The following is a 15,619-nucleotide window of genomic DNA, read 5'->3' on the forward strand; positions in this document are numbered from 1 at the left end:
TAACCGGACACCTATACCCGTTATCGTTGTGCGGTATGCCTCCATCCGGATGACCGGGTGGGGTGCTGAAAACTCTCACTAGGACCCGGAGAGAGCAATGCCTCCCAAGAAGAAGAAGGTCACGGGGCTTATCAAGCTCCAGATCAATGCCGGCGCGGCCAACCCGGCCCCGCCGGTCGGCCCCGCGCTGGGTCAGCACGGCGTCAACATCATGGAGTTCTGCAAGGCCTACAACGCCGCGACCGAGTCGCAGCGTGGCATGGTCGTGCCGGTGGAGATCACGGTCTACGACGACCGTTCCTTCACCTTCGTGACCAAGACTCCGCCGGCCGCCAAGCTGATCCTCAAGGCCGCTGGTGTGGACAAGGGCTCCGGCGAGCCGCACAAGACGAAGGTCGCCAAGCTCACGCGCGACCAGGTCCGCGACATCGCCACCACCAAGATGCCCGACCTGAACGCCAACGACCTGGACGCCGCCGAGAAGATCATCGCCGGCACCGCCCGTTCCATGGGCATCACGGTCGAGGGCTGACAGTCCCCGTCTGACCTCTGTGGCAGGACCACGCGCTGGTCCGCACCACAACTCCACACCTGAACCACCAGGAGAAGCAGTGAAGCGCAGCAAGAATCTCCGCGCTGCGGACGCCAAGATCGACCGGGAGCGTCTGTACGCCCCCCTCGAGGCCGTCCGTCTCGCCAAGGACACCGCGTCCACCAAGTTCGACGGCACCGTCGAGGTCGCCTTCCGCCTGGGTGTCGACCCGCGCAAGGCCGACCAGATGGTCCGTGGCACCGTGAACCTTCCGCACGGCACCGGTAAGACCGCCCGGGTCCTGGTCTTCGCGACCGGTGACCGTGCCGAGGCCGCGCGTGCCGCGGGCGCCGACATCGTCGGCGCCGACGAGCTGATCGACGAGGTGTCGAAGGGCCGTCTGGACTTCGACGCCGTCGTCGCCACCCCGGACCTCATGGGCAAGGTCGGCCGCCTGGGCCGCGTGCTCGGTCCGCGTGGTCTGATGCCGAACCCGAAGACCGGCACCGTCACCCCCGATGTCACCAAGGCTGTGACCGACATCAAGGGCGGCAAGATCGAGTTCCGCGTCGACAAGCACTCGAACCTGCACTTCATCATCGGCAAGGTCTCCTTCGACGAGACCAAGCTGGTGGAGAACTACGGTGCGGCGCTGGAGGAGATCCTCCGTCTGAAGCCGTCCGCCGCGAAGGGCCGCTACATCAAGAAGGCGACCCTGACCACGACGGTGGGCCCCGGCATCCCGCTGGACTCCAACCGCACCCGCAACCTGCTGGTCGAGGAGGACCCGGCCGCCGTCTGATCCTGACGGCAGCCGCTGGTTCTTCCGCCTGGCGGAGCGAAGCAGTACCGAGTCCGGCCCCCGCGTCTCTCACGAGGCGTCGGGGGCCGGATTTTTTTCATTGTCGGGCTGTCAGTGGCGTGGGATACCGTCCATCTGTTCATAAAAGATGGAAAAAAGAATCAAGGGACGGGTCATGAGCAAGACCGCGTGGAAGCGCGCCGGAGTCTCGGCGACGGCGATAGCCATGGTCGTCGGTGCCGCCGGCTGCGGCACCGAGTCGGGCGCGCAGGAGCGCACGGTGACACAGGCCCTCACCGCTTCGTACAAGAAGACCGAGAAGGCCAGGACGGCCGAGGTCACGCACGAGATCACGATGAAGGGCGGCCCGAAGGGGGAGAACGGGACCGCGAAGATCTCCGGCGTCCAGGGCTGGGACCCCACCCTGATGGACCTCACCATGACCGGCGGCGGCGAGCTCTTCGCCTCCGGGGCCCCGGCCCCGGAGAAGATGGCCATGAAGTGGGTCGGCAAGGCCCTGTACATGGACATGGGCGCGGAAGCCGCCAAGGACATGGACGGCAAGCGCTGGATGAAGATGGACCTGGGCGCGATCGCCGAGATGTCCGGCGAGAGCGGTGACAAGGAACTCCAGAAGCAGCTCACCGGCGGCCTGGACTCGATGAACCAGGACCCGGCCCAGCAGATGGCCTTCCTCCTGGAGTCGCCGAACGTCAAGCGCGTCGGTGAGAAGAAGATCGACGGAGTGCGGGCGCAGCACTACCGGGGCAGCCTCACGGTCGAGGAGATGCTCAAGGGCAACAAGACCGTGGACCTCCTCGACGATAAGGAGCGCGAGAGCCTCCTCGACGGCATGAAGGCGTCCGGCATCAAGACCTACGACACCGAGCTGTGGATCAACGAGGACGATCTCCCGGTGCGGATCGAGGTCTCCATGAAGACGTCCGACGGCGACATGGACATGGTCTCGACCTACTCGGGCTACGGCGTCGAGGTCAAGGTCGAGGCCCCGCCCGCCGGCCAGACCGTGGACGTGATGGAGATGTTCACGGACCTCGGGAAGGCCATGGAGGAGTCCGCGCCCGAGGAGGAGCCCGCGAAGGGCACCGACGAGACCCCGATCGGCGACGAGCTGGAGAAGGCGCTCAAGGATCTTGAGGAGCTGGGCGTCGATGTCGAGGGGGACGCGAGCCTGCAGAAGGACCTCAAGGAGCTGGAGCAGGCCGAGAAGGACCTGAAGAAGGCCGAGGCGGAGCTGAAGGAGCTGCAGGGCTCCACCCGCCACCGGCTGACGCCCCCGGGGCACTGAAGCGGCTCCTGGCCGTCCGGGCATCCGGGCCGGGAGCCGCTTCAGCCGTCTCCGGCGGCCCCGGTTGGGCGGATTTGCCTCCGCGCATTCCGCTCGCGTACTCTTCGGGAGAAGCCAAAGACCGCTGGTCGTTGCCGTGCCCTCGCAAGAGGATGCGGCGGCCGAAGGATCCGCTAACCACGGACGACCCGCGCAGGTGACAGTGGAAAGTTCCCGGACTCGTTCCGGTTGAGCTATGCCCCGTGCGCCTGCGCCGGGGCGTTTTGTTTTTTGTGAGTCTCCTTCGGGTCCGCGCGGTCCTCATCACCCGGAAGGAGGCCGACGCTCATGGCAAGGCCCGACAAGGCTGCCGCGGTAGCCGAGCTGACGGACCAGTTCCGCAGCTCGAACGCCGCCGTGCTGACCGAGTACCGGGGTCTCACCGTGGCTCAGCTCAAGGAGCTGCGCCGTTCGCTCGGTGAGAACGCCCAGTACGCCGTGGTGAAGAACACGCTGACCAAGATTGCGGCCAACGAGGCCGGGATCAACTCGCTCGACGACCTGTTCAACGGTCCGACGGCAGTTGCCTTCGTCACCGGTGACCCGGTGGAGTCGGCGAAGGGTCTTCGTGACTTCGCCAAGGACAACCCGAACCTGATCATCAAGGGCGGTGTCCTTGACGGTAAGGCGCTGTCCGCCGATGAGATCAAGAAGCTCGCGGACCTCGAGTCCCGCGAGGTTCTGCTCGCCAAGCTGGCGGGCGCCATGAAGGGCAAGCAGTCCCAGGCTGCCGCGCTCTTCCAGGCGCTTCCCTCGAAGTTCGTCCGCACCGCGGAGGCGCTTCGTGCCAAGCAGGCCGAGCAGGGCGGTGCCGAGTAATTCGGCTCGCGCATTGATCGGTGCCGCCGCTTGAGGCGGCGCTGATCGCAGCGGGCCGTACGCCCGCCGACACATACACCCGGCACACGCCGAATTAGTGGAAGGATCGCCCATCATGGCGAAGCTCACCCAGGACGAGCTGCTTGCCCAGTTCGAGGACATGACCCTCATTGACCTCGCCGGCTTCGTGAAGGCGTTCGAGGAGAAGTTCGACGTCACCGCCGCCGCCCCGGTCGCCGTCGCCGCCGCCGGTGGCGCTGCCGCCGCCGCCGAGGCCGTCGAGGAGCAGGACGAGTTCGACGTCATCCTCACCGCCGCCGGTGACAAGAAGATCCAGGTCATCAAGGTCGTGCGCGAGCTGACCTCCCTGGGCCTCAAGGAGGCCAAGGACCTCGTGGACGGCGCCCCGAAGCCCGTCCTCGAGAAGGTCGCCAAGGACGCCGCCGAGAAGGCCGCCGAGTCCCTCAAGGGCGCCGGCGCCTCCGTCGAGGTCAAGTGACCCATCGAGTCACCCTGTGACTCTCCGGGCCTCTCAGAGGGCCGCTGAGGCTCCGGGAAAGGGCTGAATACCCCGCCCCTCCCCGGACCCCGGCGCGGCCTCCCAGGGCTCAGCGAAAGGCGATCACCCATCCGGGTGGTCGCCTTTCGGCGTTGAGCGAGGGCTGCGTTGCACTTCCCGGGGCGGGGAGTATGGTGATCATCGCCGTGCGCATCAGGCCCAGGTCAGCCCCTGGTCAGTGACGATCCCAGCAGCCAGTCCGGGGCGGGGGGCCTTGACGAACCGCACGCAGCGCGCAATTCTCAGGACGCGTCGTCACAACGATCCGGATCCGAGGCATGGATCGACGGCCGAACGGGCAGTATCGAGGTGCGCCTCATGGCGCGGGGTAGCGCGGAGTTGAGAACAACGAGGGTCATCAGAACCCGCACTGGACATCAGTGTGCCAAGTGGCTACACTGACCCTTTGCGCTGCCTGTTAGCTGCCCCCTGCCCGTCACCAGGGGCATCCCCTCGCATTCAGCACAGTGGATTGATCCATCCCTGACCTGGGATTTCTCTCCCTGTGCCTGGCTTGGGACCGGTACGCGCGTAGTGAGTCCGAGCCCTCGGAAGGACCCCCTCTTGGCCGCCTCGCGCAACGCCTCGACCGCGAATACGAACAACGGCGCCAGCACTGCCCCGCTGCGCATCTCCTTTGCAAAGATCAAAGAGCCTCTTGAGGTTCCGAACCTCCTCGCGCTCCAGACCGAGAGCTTCGACTGGCTGCTCGGCAATGCCGCGTGGAAGGCTCGGGTCGAGGCGGCTCTGGAGAGTGGACAGGACGTCCCCACCAAGTCCGGTCTGGAGGAGATCTTCGAGGAGATCTCCCCGATCGAGGACTTCAGCGGGTCGATGTCCCTGACCTTCCGGGACCACCGCTTCGAGCCTCCCAAGAACTCGATCGACGAGTGCAAGGAGCGCGACTTCACCTTCGCCGCGCCCCTCTTCGTCACGGCCGAGTTCACCAACAACGAGACCGGCGAGATCAAGTCCCAGACGGTCTTCATGGGCGACTTCCCGCTCATGACCAACAAGGGCACCTTCGTCATCAACGGCACCGAGCGTGTCGTCGTGTCGCAGCTGGTCCGCTCGCCGGGTGTCTACTTCGACTCCTCCATCGACAAGACGTCCGACAAGGACATCTACACGGCCAAGATCATCCCGTCCCGGGGTGCCTGGCTGGAGATGGAGATCGACAAGCGCGACATGGTCGGTGTCCGCATCGACCGCAAGCGCAAGCAGTCCGTCACCGTGCTGCTCAAGGCCCTCGGTTGGACGACCGAGCAGATCCTTGAGGAGTTCGGCGAGTACGAGTCGATGCGCGCCACCCTGGAGAAGGACCACACCCAGGGCCAGGACGACGCGCTGCTCGACATCTACCGCAAGCTCCGCCCGGGCGAGCCGCCCACCCGCGAGGCCGCTCAGACGCTGCTCGAGAACCTCTACTTCAACCCGAAGCGCTACGACCTCGCGAAGGTCGGCCGCTACAAGGTGAACAAGAAGCTCGGCGCGGATGAGCCGCTGGACGCCGGGGTGCTCACCACCGACGACGTCATCGCCACGATCAAGTACCTGGTCAAGCTGCACGCCGGCGAGACCGAGACGGTCGGCGAGTCCGGCACGCAGATCGTCGTCGAGACCGACGACATCGACCACTTCGGCAACCGCCGTCTGCGCAATGTGGGCGAGCTGATCCAGAACCAGGTCCGTACGGGTCTCGCCCGTATGGAGCGCGTCGTGCGCGAGCGCATGACGACCCAGGACGTCGAGGCGATCACGCCGCAGACCCTGATCAACATCCGGCCGGTCGTCGCCTCCATCAAGGAGTTCTTCGGCACCAGCCAGCTGTCGCAGTTCATGGACCAGAACAACCCGCTCTCGGGTCTCACCCACAAGCGCCGTCTGTCGGCGCTCGGTCCGGGTGGTCTCTCGCGTGAGCGGGCCGGCTTCGAAGTCCGTGACGTGCACCCCTCGCACTACGGCCGCATGTGCCCGATCGAGACCCCCGAAGGCCCGAACATCGGTCTGATCGGCTCGCTCGCCTCCTACGGCCGGGTCAACGCGTTCGGCTTCGTCGAGACCCCGTACCGCAAGGTCGTGGACGGACAGGTCACCGACGACGTCGACTACCTGACCGCCGACGAGGAGGACCGCTTCGTCATCGCCCAGGCGAACGCGATCGTCTCCGACGAGATGCGCTTCACCGAGCCCCGCGTGCTGGTCCGCCGCCGTGGCGGCGAGGTCGACTACGTGCCGCCGGCCGAGGTCGACTACATGGACGTCTCGCCGCGCCAGATGGTGTCGGTCGCGACCGCCATGATCCCCTTCCTGGAGCACGACGACGCCAACCGTGCCCTCATGGGCGCGAACATGATGCGTCAGGCCGTTCCGCTGATCACGGCGGAGTCGCCGCTGGTCGGCACCGGCATGGAGTACCGCTGCGCGGTCGACGCCGGTGACGTCATCAAGGCGGAGAAGGACGGTGTGGTCCAGGAGGTCTCCGCGGACTACATCACCGTCGCCAACGACGACGGCACCTACACCACCTACCGGGTGGCCAAGTTCTCCCGTTCCAACCAGGGAACCTCGGTCAACCAGAAGGTCATCGTCTCCGAGGGCGACCGGGTCATCGAGTCCCAGGTCCTCGCCGACGGCCCCGCCACCGAGCAGGGCGAAATGGCGCTCGGCAAGAACCTGCTCGTCGCGTTCATGCCGTGGGAGGGTCACAACTACGAGGACGCGATCATCCTGTCGCAGCGCCTCGTGCAGGACGACGTCCTCTCCTCGATCCACATCGAGGAGCACGAGGTCGACGCCCGTGACACCAAGCTGGGCCCCGAGGAGATCACCCGGGACATCCCGAACGTCTCCGAGGAGGTCCTCGCCGACCTCGACGAGCGCGGCATCATCCGTATCGGTGCCGAGGTCGTCGCCGGCGACATCCTGGTCGGAAAGGTCACGCCCAAGGGCGAGACCGAGCTGACCCCGGAGGAGCGCCTGCTCCGCGCGATCTTCGGCGAGAAGGCCCGTGAGGTCCGTGACACCTCGCTGAAGGTGCCCCACGGCGAGATCGGCAAGGTCATCGGCGTCCGCGTCTTCGACCGCGAGGAGGGCGACGAGCTGCCGCCCGGCGTGAACCAGCTGGTCCGCGTCTACGTCGCGCAGAAGCGCAAGATCACCGACGGTGACAAGCTCGCCGGCCGTCACGGCAACAAGGGCGTCATCTCGAAGATCCTGCCGATCGAGGACATGCCGTTCCTGGAGGACGGCACCCCGGTCGACATCATCCTCAACCCGCTCGGCGTGCCGTCCCGAATGAACCCGGGACAGGTCCTCGAGATCCACCTCGGCTGGCTCGCCAGCCAGGGCTGGAAGGTCGAGGGCAACGAAGAGTGGATGGAGCGCCTCAAGGCGATCGGGGCCGACGACGTCGCCCCCGGCACCAACGTCGCGACCCCGGTCTTCGACGGCGCCCGCGAGGACGAGATCTCCGGTCTCTTCGAGTCCACCATCCCCAACCGCGACGGCGACCGCATGGTCCTCCCGTCCGGCAAGGCGAGGATGTTCGACGGCCGCTCCGGCGAGCCGTTCCCGGAGCCGATCTCCATCGGCTACATGTACATCCTCAAGCTCCACCACCTGGTCGACGACAAGCTCCACGCGCGTTCGACCGGACCGTACTCGATGATCACCCAGCAGCCGCTGGGTGGTAAGGCCCAGTTCGGTGGCCAGCGATTCGGTGAGATGGAGGTGTGGGCGCTGGAGGCTTACGGCGCCGCGTACGCCCTCCAGGAGCTGCTGACGATCAAGTCCGACGACGTCACCGGCCGCGTGAAGGTCTACGAGGCCATCGTCAAGGGCGAGAACATCCCCGAGCCCGGCATCCCCGAGTCCTTCAAGGTGCTCATCAAGGAGATGCAGTCCCTGTGCCTCAACGTGGAGGTGCTGTCCTCGGACGGCATGTCCATCGAGATGCGCGACACCGACGAGGACGTCTTCCGCGCTGCGGAAGAGCTCGGCATCGACCTGTCCCGGCGCGAGCCGAGCAGCGTCGAAGAGGTCTGACGGGTCCGGCCGGGATCACCGCGAGGTGATCCCGGCCGCTGCCCCGGACCCCGTACAGACCACCTTGAGACACAACCCTGAGAGGGATTGACGCATAGTGCTCGACGTCAACTTCTTCGACGAGCTTCGGATCGGCCTGGCCACCGCTGACGACATTCGCCAGTGGTCCCACGGCGAGGTCAAGAAGCCCGAGACGATCAACTACCGCACGCTCAAGCCCGAGAAGGACGGACTCTTCTGCGAGAAGATCTTCGGCCCCACCCGGGACTGGGAGTGCTACTGCGGTAAGTACAAGCGTGTCCGCTTCAAGGGCATCATCTGTGAGCGCTGTGGCGTCGAAGTCACCCGCGCCAAGGTGCGCCGTGAGCGGATGGGCCACATTGAGCTGGCCGCGCCCGTCACCCACATCTGGTACTTCAAGGGCGTTCCTTCGCGCCTCGGATACCTGCTGGACCTCGCGCCGAAGGACCTCGAGAAGGTCATCTACTTCGCCGCGTACATGATCACGTTCGTCGACGAGGAGCGCCGCACCCGCGACCTGCCCTCGCTGGAGGCGCATGTCTCCGTCGAGCGCCAGCAGGTCGAGAACCGCCGCGACGCCGACCTCGAGGCCCGTGCCAAGAAGCTCGAGACCGACCTGGCCGAGCTCGAGGCCGAGGGCGCCAAGGCCGATGTGCGCCGCAAGGTGCGCGAAGGCGCCGAGCGCGAGATGAAGCAGCTGCGCGACCGCGCCCAGCGCGAGATCGACCGCCTCGACGAGGTGTGGAACCGCTTCAAGAACCTCAAGGTCCAGGACCTCGAGGGCGACGAGCTGCTCTACCGCGAGCTGCGCGACCGCTTCGGCACCTACTTCGACGGCTCGATGGGCGCCGCGGCGCTCCAGAAGCGTCTGGAGTCCTTCGACCTCGACGAGGAGGCCGAGCGCCTCCGCGAGATCATCCGCACCGGCAAGGGCCAGAAGAAGACCCGCGCGCTCAAGCGTCTCAAGGTCGTCTCCGCGTTCCTCCAGACCAGCAACAGCCCCAAGGGCATGGTGCTGGACTGCGTCCCGGTCATCCCGCCGGACCTGCGTCCGATGGTGCAGCTGGACGGTGGCCGCTTCGCGACCTCCGACCTGAACGACCTGTACCGCCGCGTGATCAACCGGAACAACCGCCTCAAGCGTCTCCTTGACCTCGGTGCCCCCGAGATCATCGTGAACAACGAGAAGCGGATGCTCCAGGAGGCCGTCGACGCGCTGTTCGACAACGGCCGCCGCGGTCGCCCCGTCACGGGCCCCGGCAACCGCCCGCTGAAGTCCCTGAGCGACATGCTCAAGGGCAAGCAGGGCCGTTTCCGTCAGAACCTCCTCGGCAAGCGAGTCGACTACTCGGCCCGTTCCGTCATCGTCGTCGGCCCCCAGCTGAAGCTGCACCAGTGCGGTCTGCCCAAGGCCATGGCGCTGGAGCTCTTCAAGCCGTTCGTGATGAAGCGCCTGGTCGACCTGAACCACGCGCAGAACATCAAGAGCGCCAAGCGGATGGTCGAGCGCGGCCGCACGGTCGTCTACGACGTCCTCGAAGAGGTCATCGCCGAGCACCCGGTTCTGCTGAACCGTGCGCCCACCCTGCACCGACTCGGCATCCAGGCCTTCGAGCCCCAGCTGGTCGAGGGCAAGGCCATCCAGATTCACCCGCTCGTCTGCACCGCGTTCAACGCGGACTTCGACGGTGACCAGATGGCCGTCCACCTGCCGCTCTCCGCGGAGGCGCAGGCCGAGGCCCGCATCCTGATGCTGTCCTCGAACAACATCCTCAAGCCGGCCGACGGCCGTCCCGTCACCATGCCCACCCAGGACATGGTGCTCGGCCTCTTCTTCCTCACCACGGACGAAGAGGAGCGCGAGGTCAAGGGCGAGGGCCGGTCCTTCGGCTCCACCGCCGAGGCGATCATGGCGTTCGACGCCCGTGAGCTCTCTCTTCAGGCCAAGGTCGACATCCGCTTCCCGGTGGGCACCATCCCGCCGCGCGGCTGGACCCCGCCGGTCCGTGAAGAGGGCGAGCCGGAGTGGCAGCAGGGTGACAGCTTCCGGCTGCGCACCACCCTGGGCCGCGCGCTCTTCAACGAGCTGCTGCCCGAGGACTACCCCTTCGTCGACTACTCGGTCGGCAAGAAGCAGCTCTCCGAGATCGTCAACGACCTCGCCGAGCGCTACCCCAAGGTCATCGTGGCGGCGACGCTCGACAACCTGAAGGCGGCGGGCTTCCACTGGGCCACTCGTTCCGGCGTCACCGTCGCCGTCTCGGACATCGTCGTCCCGGAGGCGAAGAAGGCGATCGTCGCCTCGTACGAGGCCAAGGACGAGAAGATCCAGAAGCAGTACGAGCGCGGCCTGATCACCAAGCAGGAGCGCACGAACGAGCTGATCGAGAACTGGACCCGCGCAACCAACGAGGTTGCCGAGGCGATGAACGCGAACTTCCCGAAGACCAACCCCATCTTCATGATGGTGGACTCGGGTGCTCGTGGAAACATGATGCAGATGCGTCAGATCGCCGGTATGCGTGGTCTGGTGTCCAACGCCAAGAACGAGACGATCCCCCGTCCCATCAAGGCGTCGTTCCGCGAGGGTCTGTCCGTGCTGGAGTACTTCATCTCCACCCACGGTGCCCGTAAGGGTCTGGCGGACACCGCCCTGCGTACCGCCGACTCGGGTTACCTCACCCGTCGTCTGGTGGACGTCTCGCAGGACGTCATCATCCGCGAAGAGGACTGCGGCACCGACCGCGGCCTCAAGCTGCGGATCGCCGAGAAGAGCGCCGAGGGCGTTCTGCGCAAGACGGACGACGTCGAGACCTCCGTGTACGCACGGATGCTCGCCGAGGACGTCGTGGTCGACGGCAAGGTCATCGCGCCTGCCAACGTCGACCTCGGTGACGTCCTCATCGACGCGCTCGTCGCCGCCGGCGTCGAAGAGGTCAAGACCCGCTCGGTCCTGACCTGTGAGTCCGCGGTCGGCACCTGTGCCTACTGCTACGGCCGCTCGCTGGCCACCGGCAAGCTGGTCGACATCGGTGAGGCGGTCGGCATCATCGCCGCCCAGTCCATCGGTGAGCCCGGCACCCAGCTGACGATGCGTACCTTCCACACCGGTGGTGTGGCCGGTGACGACATCACCCAGGGTCTGCCGCGTGTCGTCGAGCTCTTCGAGGCCCGTACGCCCAAGGGTGTCGCCCCGATCTCGGAGGCGGCCGGCCGCATCCGTATCGAGGAGACCGAGAAGACCAAGAAGATCGTCGTCACCCCCGACGACGGCAGCGAGGAGACGGCGTTCCCGATCTCCAAGCGCGCCAAGGTCATGGTCCACGAGGGCGACCACGTGGAGGTGGGCCAGAAGCTCACCTACGGTGCGACCAACCCGCACGACGTGCTGCGCATCCTCGGCCAGCGTGCGGTCCAGGTCCACCTGGTCGGCGAAGTCCAGCGGGTGTACAACTCGCAGGGTGTGTCGATCCACGACAAGCACATCGAGATCATCATCCGGCAGATGCTGCGCCGTGTGACGATCATCGAGTCCGGCGACGCGGAGCTGCTGCCGGGCGAGCTGGTCGAGCGGTCGAAGTTCGAGACCGAGAACCGTCGTGTGGTCACCGAGGGCGGTCACCCCGCCTCCGGCCGTCCGCAGCTGATGGGTATCACCAAGGCCTCGCTCGCGACCGAGTCGTGGCTGTCGGCGGCGTCCTTCCAGGAGACCACCAGGGTTCTGACCGACGCGGCGATCAACGCCAAGTCGGACTCCCTGATCGGCCTCAAGGAGAACGTCATCATCGGTAAGCTCATCCCGGCCGGTACGGGCCTCGCCCGCTACCGCAACATCCGGGTGGAGCCCACCGAGGAGGCCAAGGCCGCGATGTACTCGGCCGTCGGCTACGACGACATCGACTACTCGCCGTTCGGCACCGGCTCCGGCCAGGCCGTCCCGCTGGAGGACTACGACTACGGTCCGTACAACCAGTAAGAGTGGTTCCGAAGGGCGGTCACCCCGACAGGGGTGGCCGCCCTTCGGCGTGCCCGGGGGAGCGGCGGGGCCGCTCAGCGCGAGGGTTCGAGGTAGGGCCGGAGACGGTGCAGCCGGGTGTGGAGGTCCGGGTGCGAGGAGAGCAGCTTGCTGAGCGCGCTGGGCTCCTGGAGCGGCACCCCGCCGTTGTACGCCATGGCCACCTGCGCCCGCTGCTGATCGGCCTGGTGCAGCCGGTCCAGCACGGACGCCAGCATCGGCGCGAAACCGAGCGCCGCCGCGTGCTGGTCGGCCCGCAGCTCGGCGCGCCTGCTCACCGCGGCGAGCGCGTACGGCACCGCGAGGATGAGCAGCGGCAGCCCGTACAGCGTGCTGATCGTGGCGATGGCGAAGGCCCCGAAGACCAGCACGAGCATGCCGATCCCGAGGCAGGAGAAGACCCGGGACACCTTGTAGACGACCCGGCCCACGGCCCGCATCACCCGCCAGGCGATCCGGCCCGGCAGCGCGTACCAGTAGCCGAGCAGCGAGGACCAGGAGTGGCCGCCGACATGGTGGCCCAGCTCATGGGCGAGGACGGCGGCCAGCTCGCCGTTGGGGAGCTGCCCCAGGGCGAACCGGGTGACGCCGACGATATGGCCGGCCGCCGCCACGGCGTTCAGATCGTCGCTGTCCTCCACCCACAGCTCGTACTTGTCACCCGCGACGCCCGCGCGCGCGGTGACCTCCCGCCAGACGGGCTCCAGCCGGGCGCTCTCGTGGAGAGTCGGGTGGCGCAGCCCCAGCAGCCGCCGGGCGATGGCGCTCTCGGTGGGCCGGTGGAAGATGAGCGCCCCGCTGAGCAGCCAGGCCAGCACGAAGATGAATCCGAAGTCGCGGAAGAAGAGCGAGATCAGCGCGATGACGAAGAGGCTGCCGATGAAGTTGGGCAGATGCAGCAGCAGACTTCCCACGGCGGTGGCGTCCGCGCCGCGCTGGTGCGCGGAGAGATGGACCCGCCGCTGCTCGATGGGGATGTGGTGCGGGTGCTCGACGGCCTCCTTCGGCCGGTGCGGGGCCGCGGGTGCGGGAGCCGGTGCGGGAGCCGGAGGCGGCGGGGCGGCGGGCTCGTCCCGGGGCGCGGTCGGGTAGGCCGGCTCGTCCGGGGGCGCGATGGGGTAGTCCGGCTCAGGGGCCGCGGTCGGGTAGGCCGGTTCCGGGCTTTGGGCGGGGTACGAGGGCTCCGGGGCCGCCTGCGGCTCGGGCTCGGGCTTGGGCTTGGGCTCAGGGCTCCGGACGGGGTACTCCGGGGCCGGGGCCGGGGCCGGGGGCGCGGCCGTCGGCTGTTCCGGGGCCATGGTCGGGTAGGAGGGCTCGGGGCTCCGCGTCGGGTAGGCCGGTTCCGGGGCGGGGGCCGCGAAATCCCGCGGGCCCGCCGGTTTCGGGCCCGTCGGCTGGGCGGGGGTGGGCTCGCTCGGCGGTTGGGCGGCCGGTGGATGGGTCATCGTGTGTCCTTCGCGGGTACGTCAGCCGATGAGCAGGGAGGCCGGGAGCAGCACGGTGCCGACGCTGAAGGCGATCAGCCCGGTGCGTATCCACTGGTGCTTGCGCGCCGCGATACGGCTGGTCTCGGTGAGCGCCGCCGTGAGTCCGGCGGCGGGGTGCCGGTCCTGTGCGTCGAGCGCGGCGGCCAGCTCTCCGGTTCTGGCGGCCTGCCGCACATCGCCGAAGTAGGTGAGCGGCTGTCCGGGTGTCCAGCGCTCCTTGCCGTAGCGGGGGAGCACCGCGAGCAGCAGCGCGGTCAGGGCGAGGGCGAAGGAGATCGCCCCCGCCCACCAGACGGCGGACGCCGGGGTGGACAGCTCCCGGGGCGTCCAGTCCCGCCCGGCGAGCAGTCCGCTGAACACGCCCGCCGTCATGCCGAGCGCCGCCACCAGGACCGACGCCTTGCTGTCGGCGCGGGCGATCTCGGTGCGCAACTCGTTGAGCAGGCGTTCCGCCGAGGTCGGTTCGGGTCCGGGGAGCGGGGTCGCGGTGGTCATGAGGGTGTCCCCTCCCGCTCCGGGCCGTCGTCCTCGCCCGCCGACGGCGCGGGGGAGGGAGCGGGGGCGGGTGCCGGGGAGCTGCCGTAGCCCGGCGGCGGCTGCCAGCCGGGGATCGTGGCCGGGGTGTCCGCCGCCGCCTCGGCGCGCGCGGGCGGCAGCACATCGCCGGGTGCGTACGAGGGCCTCGGCGGGACCGCCGGGGGGACTGCCGGCGGGGGCGGGGGCGCGGGCTCCGAGGCCGTGGGGGTCGCCGACCCAGGGTCCTGTTCCAGCTGGGGCTGCGGCTGCTGTGTGACGGTGGCCGTGGCCGAGGGATCCTCTTCCGGAAGCACCGGCGGGTTCTGACCGACCCCCGGGAGCCGCTGGTTGAGGATGTCGCTCATGGTCCGCAGCGCCAGTTTCTTGGGTCCCTCCAGCTCGTAGCTCTCCGCGGTGTCCCCGGCCAGCAGCTGCTTCACCAGCTCCATCTGGGACTGGATCAGCCGCAGCTGGTCGTCGCGCATGTTGTTCATCACCAGCAGCGAGTCCTCCGGGTGCTGGGCCAGATGCAGCGCCCATTGGTGCACTCCGCCCTGCTGGAGATGCCACTGGTAGAAGTCGATCTTCTTGGCTTCGAGCTTCTGGAGTTCGATCTCCTGATGGCTCCGGAGCACGGCCCGCTCATGCGCCCACCGCTGCTGCTGAAGCGCCAGCTCCTGTTCCGTCCTGCCGTACTCCGCCGCCCGGCCGAGCTGGAGCTGATCCTGCTGGCGGGCCCGCTGGTCGAGCGAGACGTCCGCCTCCATGCCCCGCTCCGCCGCCCGGATGTCCTCGGTCGACGAGTGGTCGATGGCCTGGAGCCGCAGCTGGTGCTCGATGTTCTCCTGGTCCCGGCGCAGCCGCACCGTGCAGTTCACCCGGAGCCCGGCCGAGGAGCCCAGCGGCCCCATGGCGGCGATCGCCCGCAGCATCGCCTCCTCCGCCCAGGCGCTCTGCGCGATGGCGAAGCCCCGGGTCACCGGGCGGGCGGCCAGCTGGAGTTCGCCCACCAGCAGGGCCGGCACATCGCGGTGGCCGCTCCTGACGAACTGGCCCGGATTGGCCACCTGCCAGGAGAGGTCGACCGCGGCTTCGAACTCGAAGGCGTCGTTGTCGCTGGGCAGCGCCAGCGCGGTGCGGAAGGGGTGCACGCCCATGTCCACCTCGTACACCGAGGTGTACCGCTTGGCCGCGACCTCCGAGCGGGAGGGCCGCAGGGGCGGCAGGAAGGCGTCGTAGGCGCCCTTCGGGCTGGTGAAGACCAGCGCGTGGTCGATGCGTGTCAGCCCCTTGCGGGAGAACTCGAAGCGCGACAGCTGCCGCACGGTGAGCACCGGGTCTATCAGCGGGGTGTGCCGGTCTGCCGCTTGCCGCCACTCGGGCGGGCGGTGGAAGTCGGCCATTTCGGTTCTCTCCTCGGGAAACGGGTGCCGATGGGTTCGGCGGACAGACAGACAGACAGACGTGCGGGTG

10 protein-coding genes are annotated in these 15,619 nt (G+C 67.9%); 7 read left to right on the top strand and 3 right to left on the bottom strand.

Annotation, left to right across the window (positions count from 1 at the left end; all coding sequences use genetic code 11):
- Nucleotides 1-97 precede the first annotated feature (97 nt).
- The 7 genes from rplK (at nucleotide 98) to ABD371_RS20020 (ending at nucleotide 12,104) form a co-directional block, all read left to right on the top strand.
- Nucleotides 98-532 (top strand): 50S ribosomal protein L11, encoded by a 435-nt coding sequence (gene rplK / locus ABD371_RS19990; protein WP_190121723.1) that lies wholly within the window; start codon nucleotides 98-100, stop codon nucleotides 530-532.
- Nucleotides 533-611: 79 nt separating this feature from the next.
- Nucleotides 612-1,334 carry a 50S ribosomal protein L1 gene (gene rplA, locus ABD371_RS19995; RefSeq protein WP_190121722.1) on the top strand — a complete coding sequence of 241 codons (723 nt, stop codon included), beginning with the start codon at nucleotides 612-614 and terminating at the stop codon, nucleotides 1,332-1,334.
- 175 nt (nucleotides 1,335-1,509) lie between these two features.
- On the top strand, nucleotides 1,510-2,643 hold the full coding sequence (locus tag ABD371_RS20000; protein WP_344478839.1) for an SCO4651 family lipoprotein: 1,134 nt from the start codon (nucleotides 1,510-1,512) through the stop codon (nucleotides 2,641-2,643).
- 327 nt (nucleotides 2,644-2,970) lie between these two features.
- Nucleotides 2,971-3,501, top strand: coding sequence for a 50S ribosomal protein L10 (rplJ, locus tag ABD371_RS20005; protein WP_190121721.1), 531 nt, complete (start codon nucleotides 2,971-2,973; stop codon nucleotides 3,499-3,501).
- A gap of 115 nt (nucleotides 3,502-3,616) precedes the next feature.
- Nucleotides 3,617-4,000 (top strand): 50S ribosomal protein L7/L12, encoded by a 384-nt coding sequence (gene rplL, locus ABD371_RS20010; RefSeq protein ID WP_190121720.1) that lies wholly within the window; start codon nucleotides 3,617-3,619, stop codon nucleotides 3,998-4,000.
- A gap of 624 nt (nucleotides 4,001-4,624) precedes the next feature.
- A complete protein-coding gene (rpoB, locus tag ABD371_RS20015) occupies nucleotides 4,625-8,107 on the top strand; it encodes a DNA-directed RNA polymerase subunit beta (protein ID WP_344478841.1) in 3,483 nt (1,160 codons plus the stop codon).
- 97 nt (nucleotides 8,108-8,204) lie between these two features.
- Nucleotides 8,205-12,104 (top strand): DNA-directed RNA polymerase subunit beta', encoded by a 3,900-nt coding sequence (locus tag ABD371_RS20020; RefSeq protein WP_190121719.1) that lies wholly within the window; start codon nucleotides 8,205-8,207, stop codon nucleotides 12,102-12,104.
- Between the two features lie 74 nt (nucleotides 12,105-12,178).
- Here the strand turns inward: ABD371_RS20020 and ABD371_RS20025 are convergent, their stop codons facing one another.
- The 3 genes from ABD371_RS20025 to ABD371_RS20035 are packed head-to-tail and all read right to left on the bottom strand — an operon-like array spanning nucleotide 12,179 to nucleotide 15,549.
- Nucleotides 12,179-13,588 (bottom strand): M48 family metalloprotease, encoded by a 1,410-nt coding sequence (locus ABD371_RS20025; protein WP_344478843.1) that lies wholly within the window; start codon nucleotides 13,586-13,588, stop codon nucleotides 12,179-12,181.
- A 21-nt stretch (nucleotides 13,589-13,609) separates the two neighbouring features.
- Nucleotides 13,610-14,125, bottom strand: coding sequence for a Pycsar system effector family protein (locus ABD371_RS20030; RefSeq protein ID WP_344478845.1), 516 nt, complete (start codon nucleotides 14,123-14,125; stop codon nucleotides 13,610-13,612).
- On the bottom strand, nucleotides 14,122-15,549 hold the full coding sequence (locus ABD371_RS20035) for a hypothetical protein (protein ID WP_344478847.1): 1,428 nt from the start codon (nucleotides 15,547-15,549) through the stop codon (nucleotides 14,122-14,124). The genes ABD371_RS20030 and ABD371_RS20035 overlap by 4 nt, the downstream gene beginning before the upstream one ends.
- Nucleotides 15,550-15,619: the final 70 nt, after the last annotated feature.

The organism is Streptomyces amakusaensis (genome assembly GCF_039532665.1).
Taxonomy (GTDB): Bacteria; Actinomycetota; Actinomycetes; order Streptomycetales; family Streptomycetaceae; genus Streptomyces; species Streptomyces amakusaensis.

What these genes read in the sequence shown, in the direction of transcription:
- rplK (WP_190121723.1), top strand. Translation starts at nt 98, where the DNA reads ATGCCTCCCAAGAAGAAGAAGGTCACGGGGCTTATCAAGCTCCAGATC.
- ABD371_RS20000 (WP_344478839.1), top strand. Translation starts at nt 1,510, where the DNA reads ATGAGCAAGACCGCGTGGAAGCGCGCCGGAGTCTCGGCGACGGCGATA.
- rplJ (WP_190121721.1), top strand. Translation starts at nt 2,971, where the DNA reads ATGGCAAGGCCCGACAAGGCTGCCGCGGTAGCCGAGCTGACGGACCAG.
- rplL (WP_190121720.1), top strand. Translation starts at nt 3,617, where the DNA reads ATGGCGAAGCTCACCCAGGACGAGCTGCTTGCCCAGTTCGAGGACATG.
- ABD371_RS20025 (WP_344478843.1), bottom strand. Translation starts at nt 13,588, where the DNA reads ATGACCCATCCACCGGCCGCCCAACCGCCGAGCGAGCCCACCCCCGCC.
- ABD371_RS20030 (WP_344478845.1), bottom strand. Translation starts at nt 14,125, where the DNA reads ATGACCACCGCGACCCCGCTCCCCGGACCCGAACCGACCTCGGCGGAA.
- ABD371_RS20035 (WP_344478847.1), bottom strand. Translation starts at nt 15,549, where the DNA reads ATGGCCGACTTCCACCGCCCGCCCGAGTGGCGGCAAGCGGCAGACCGG.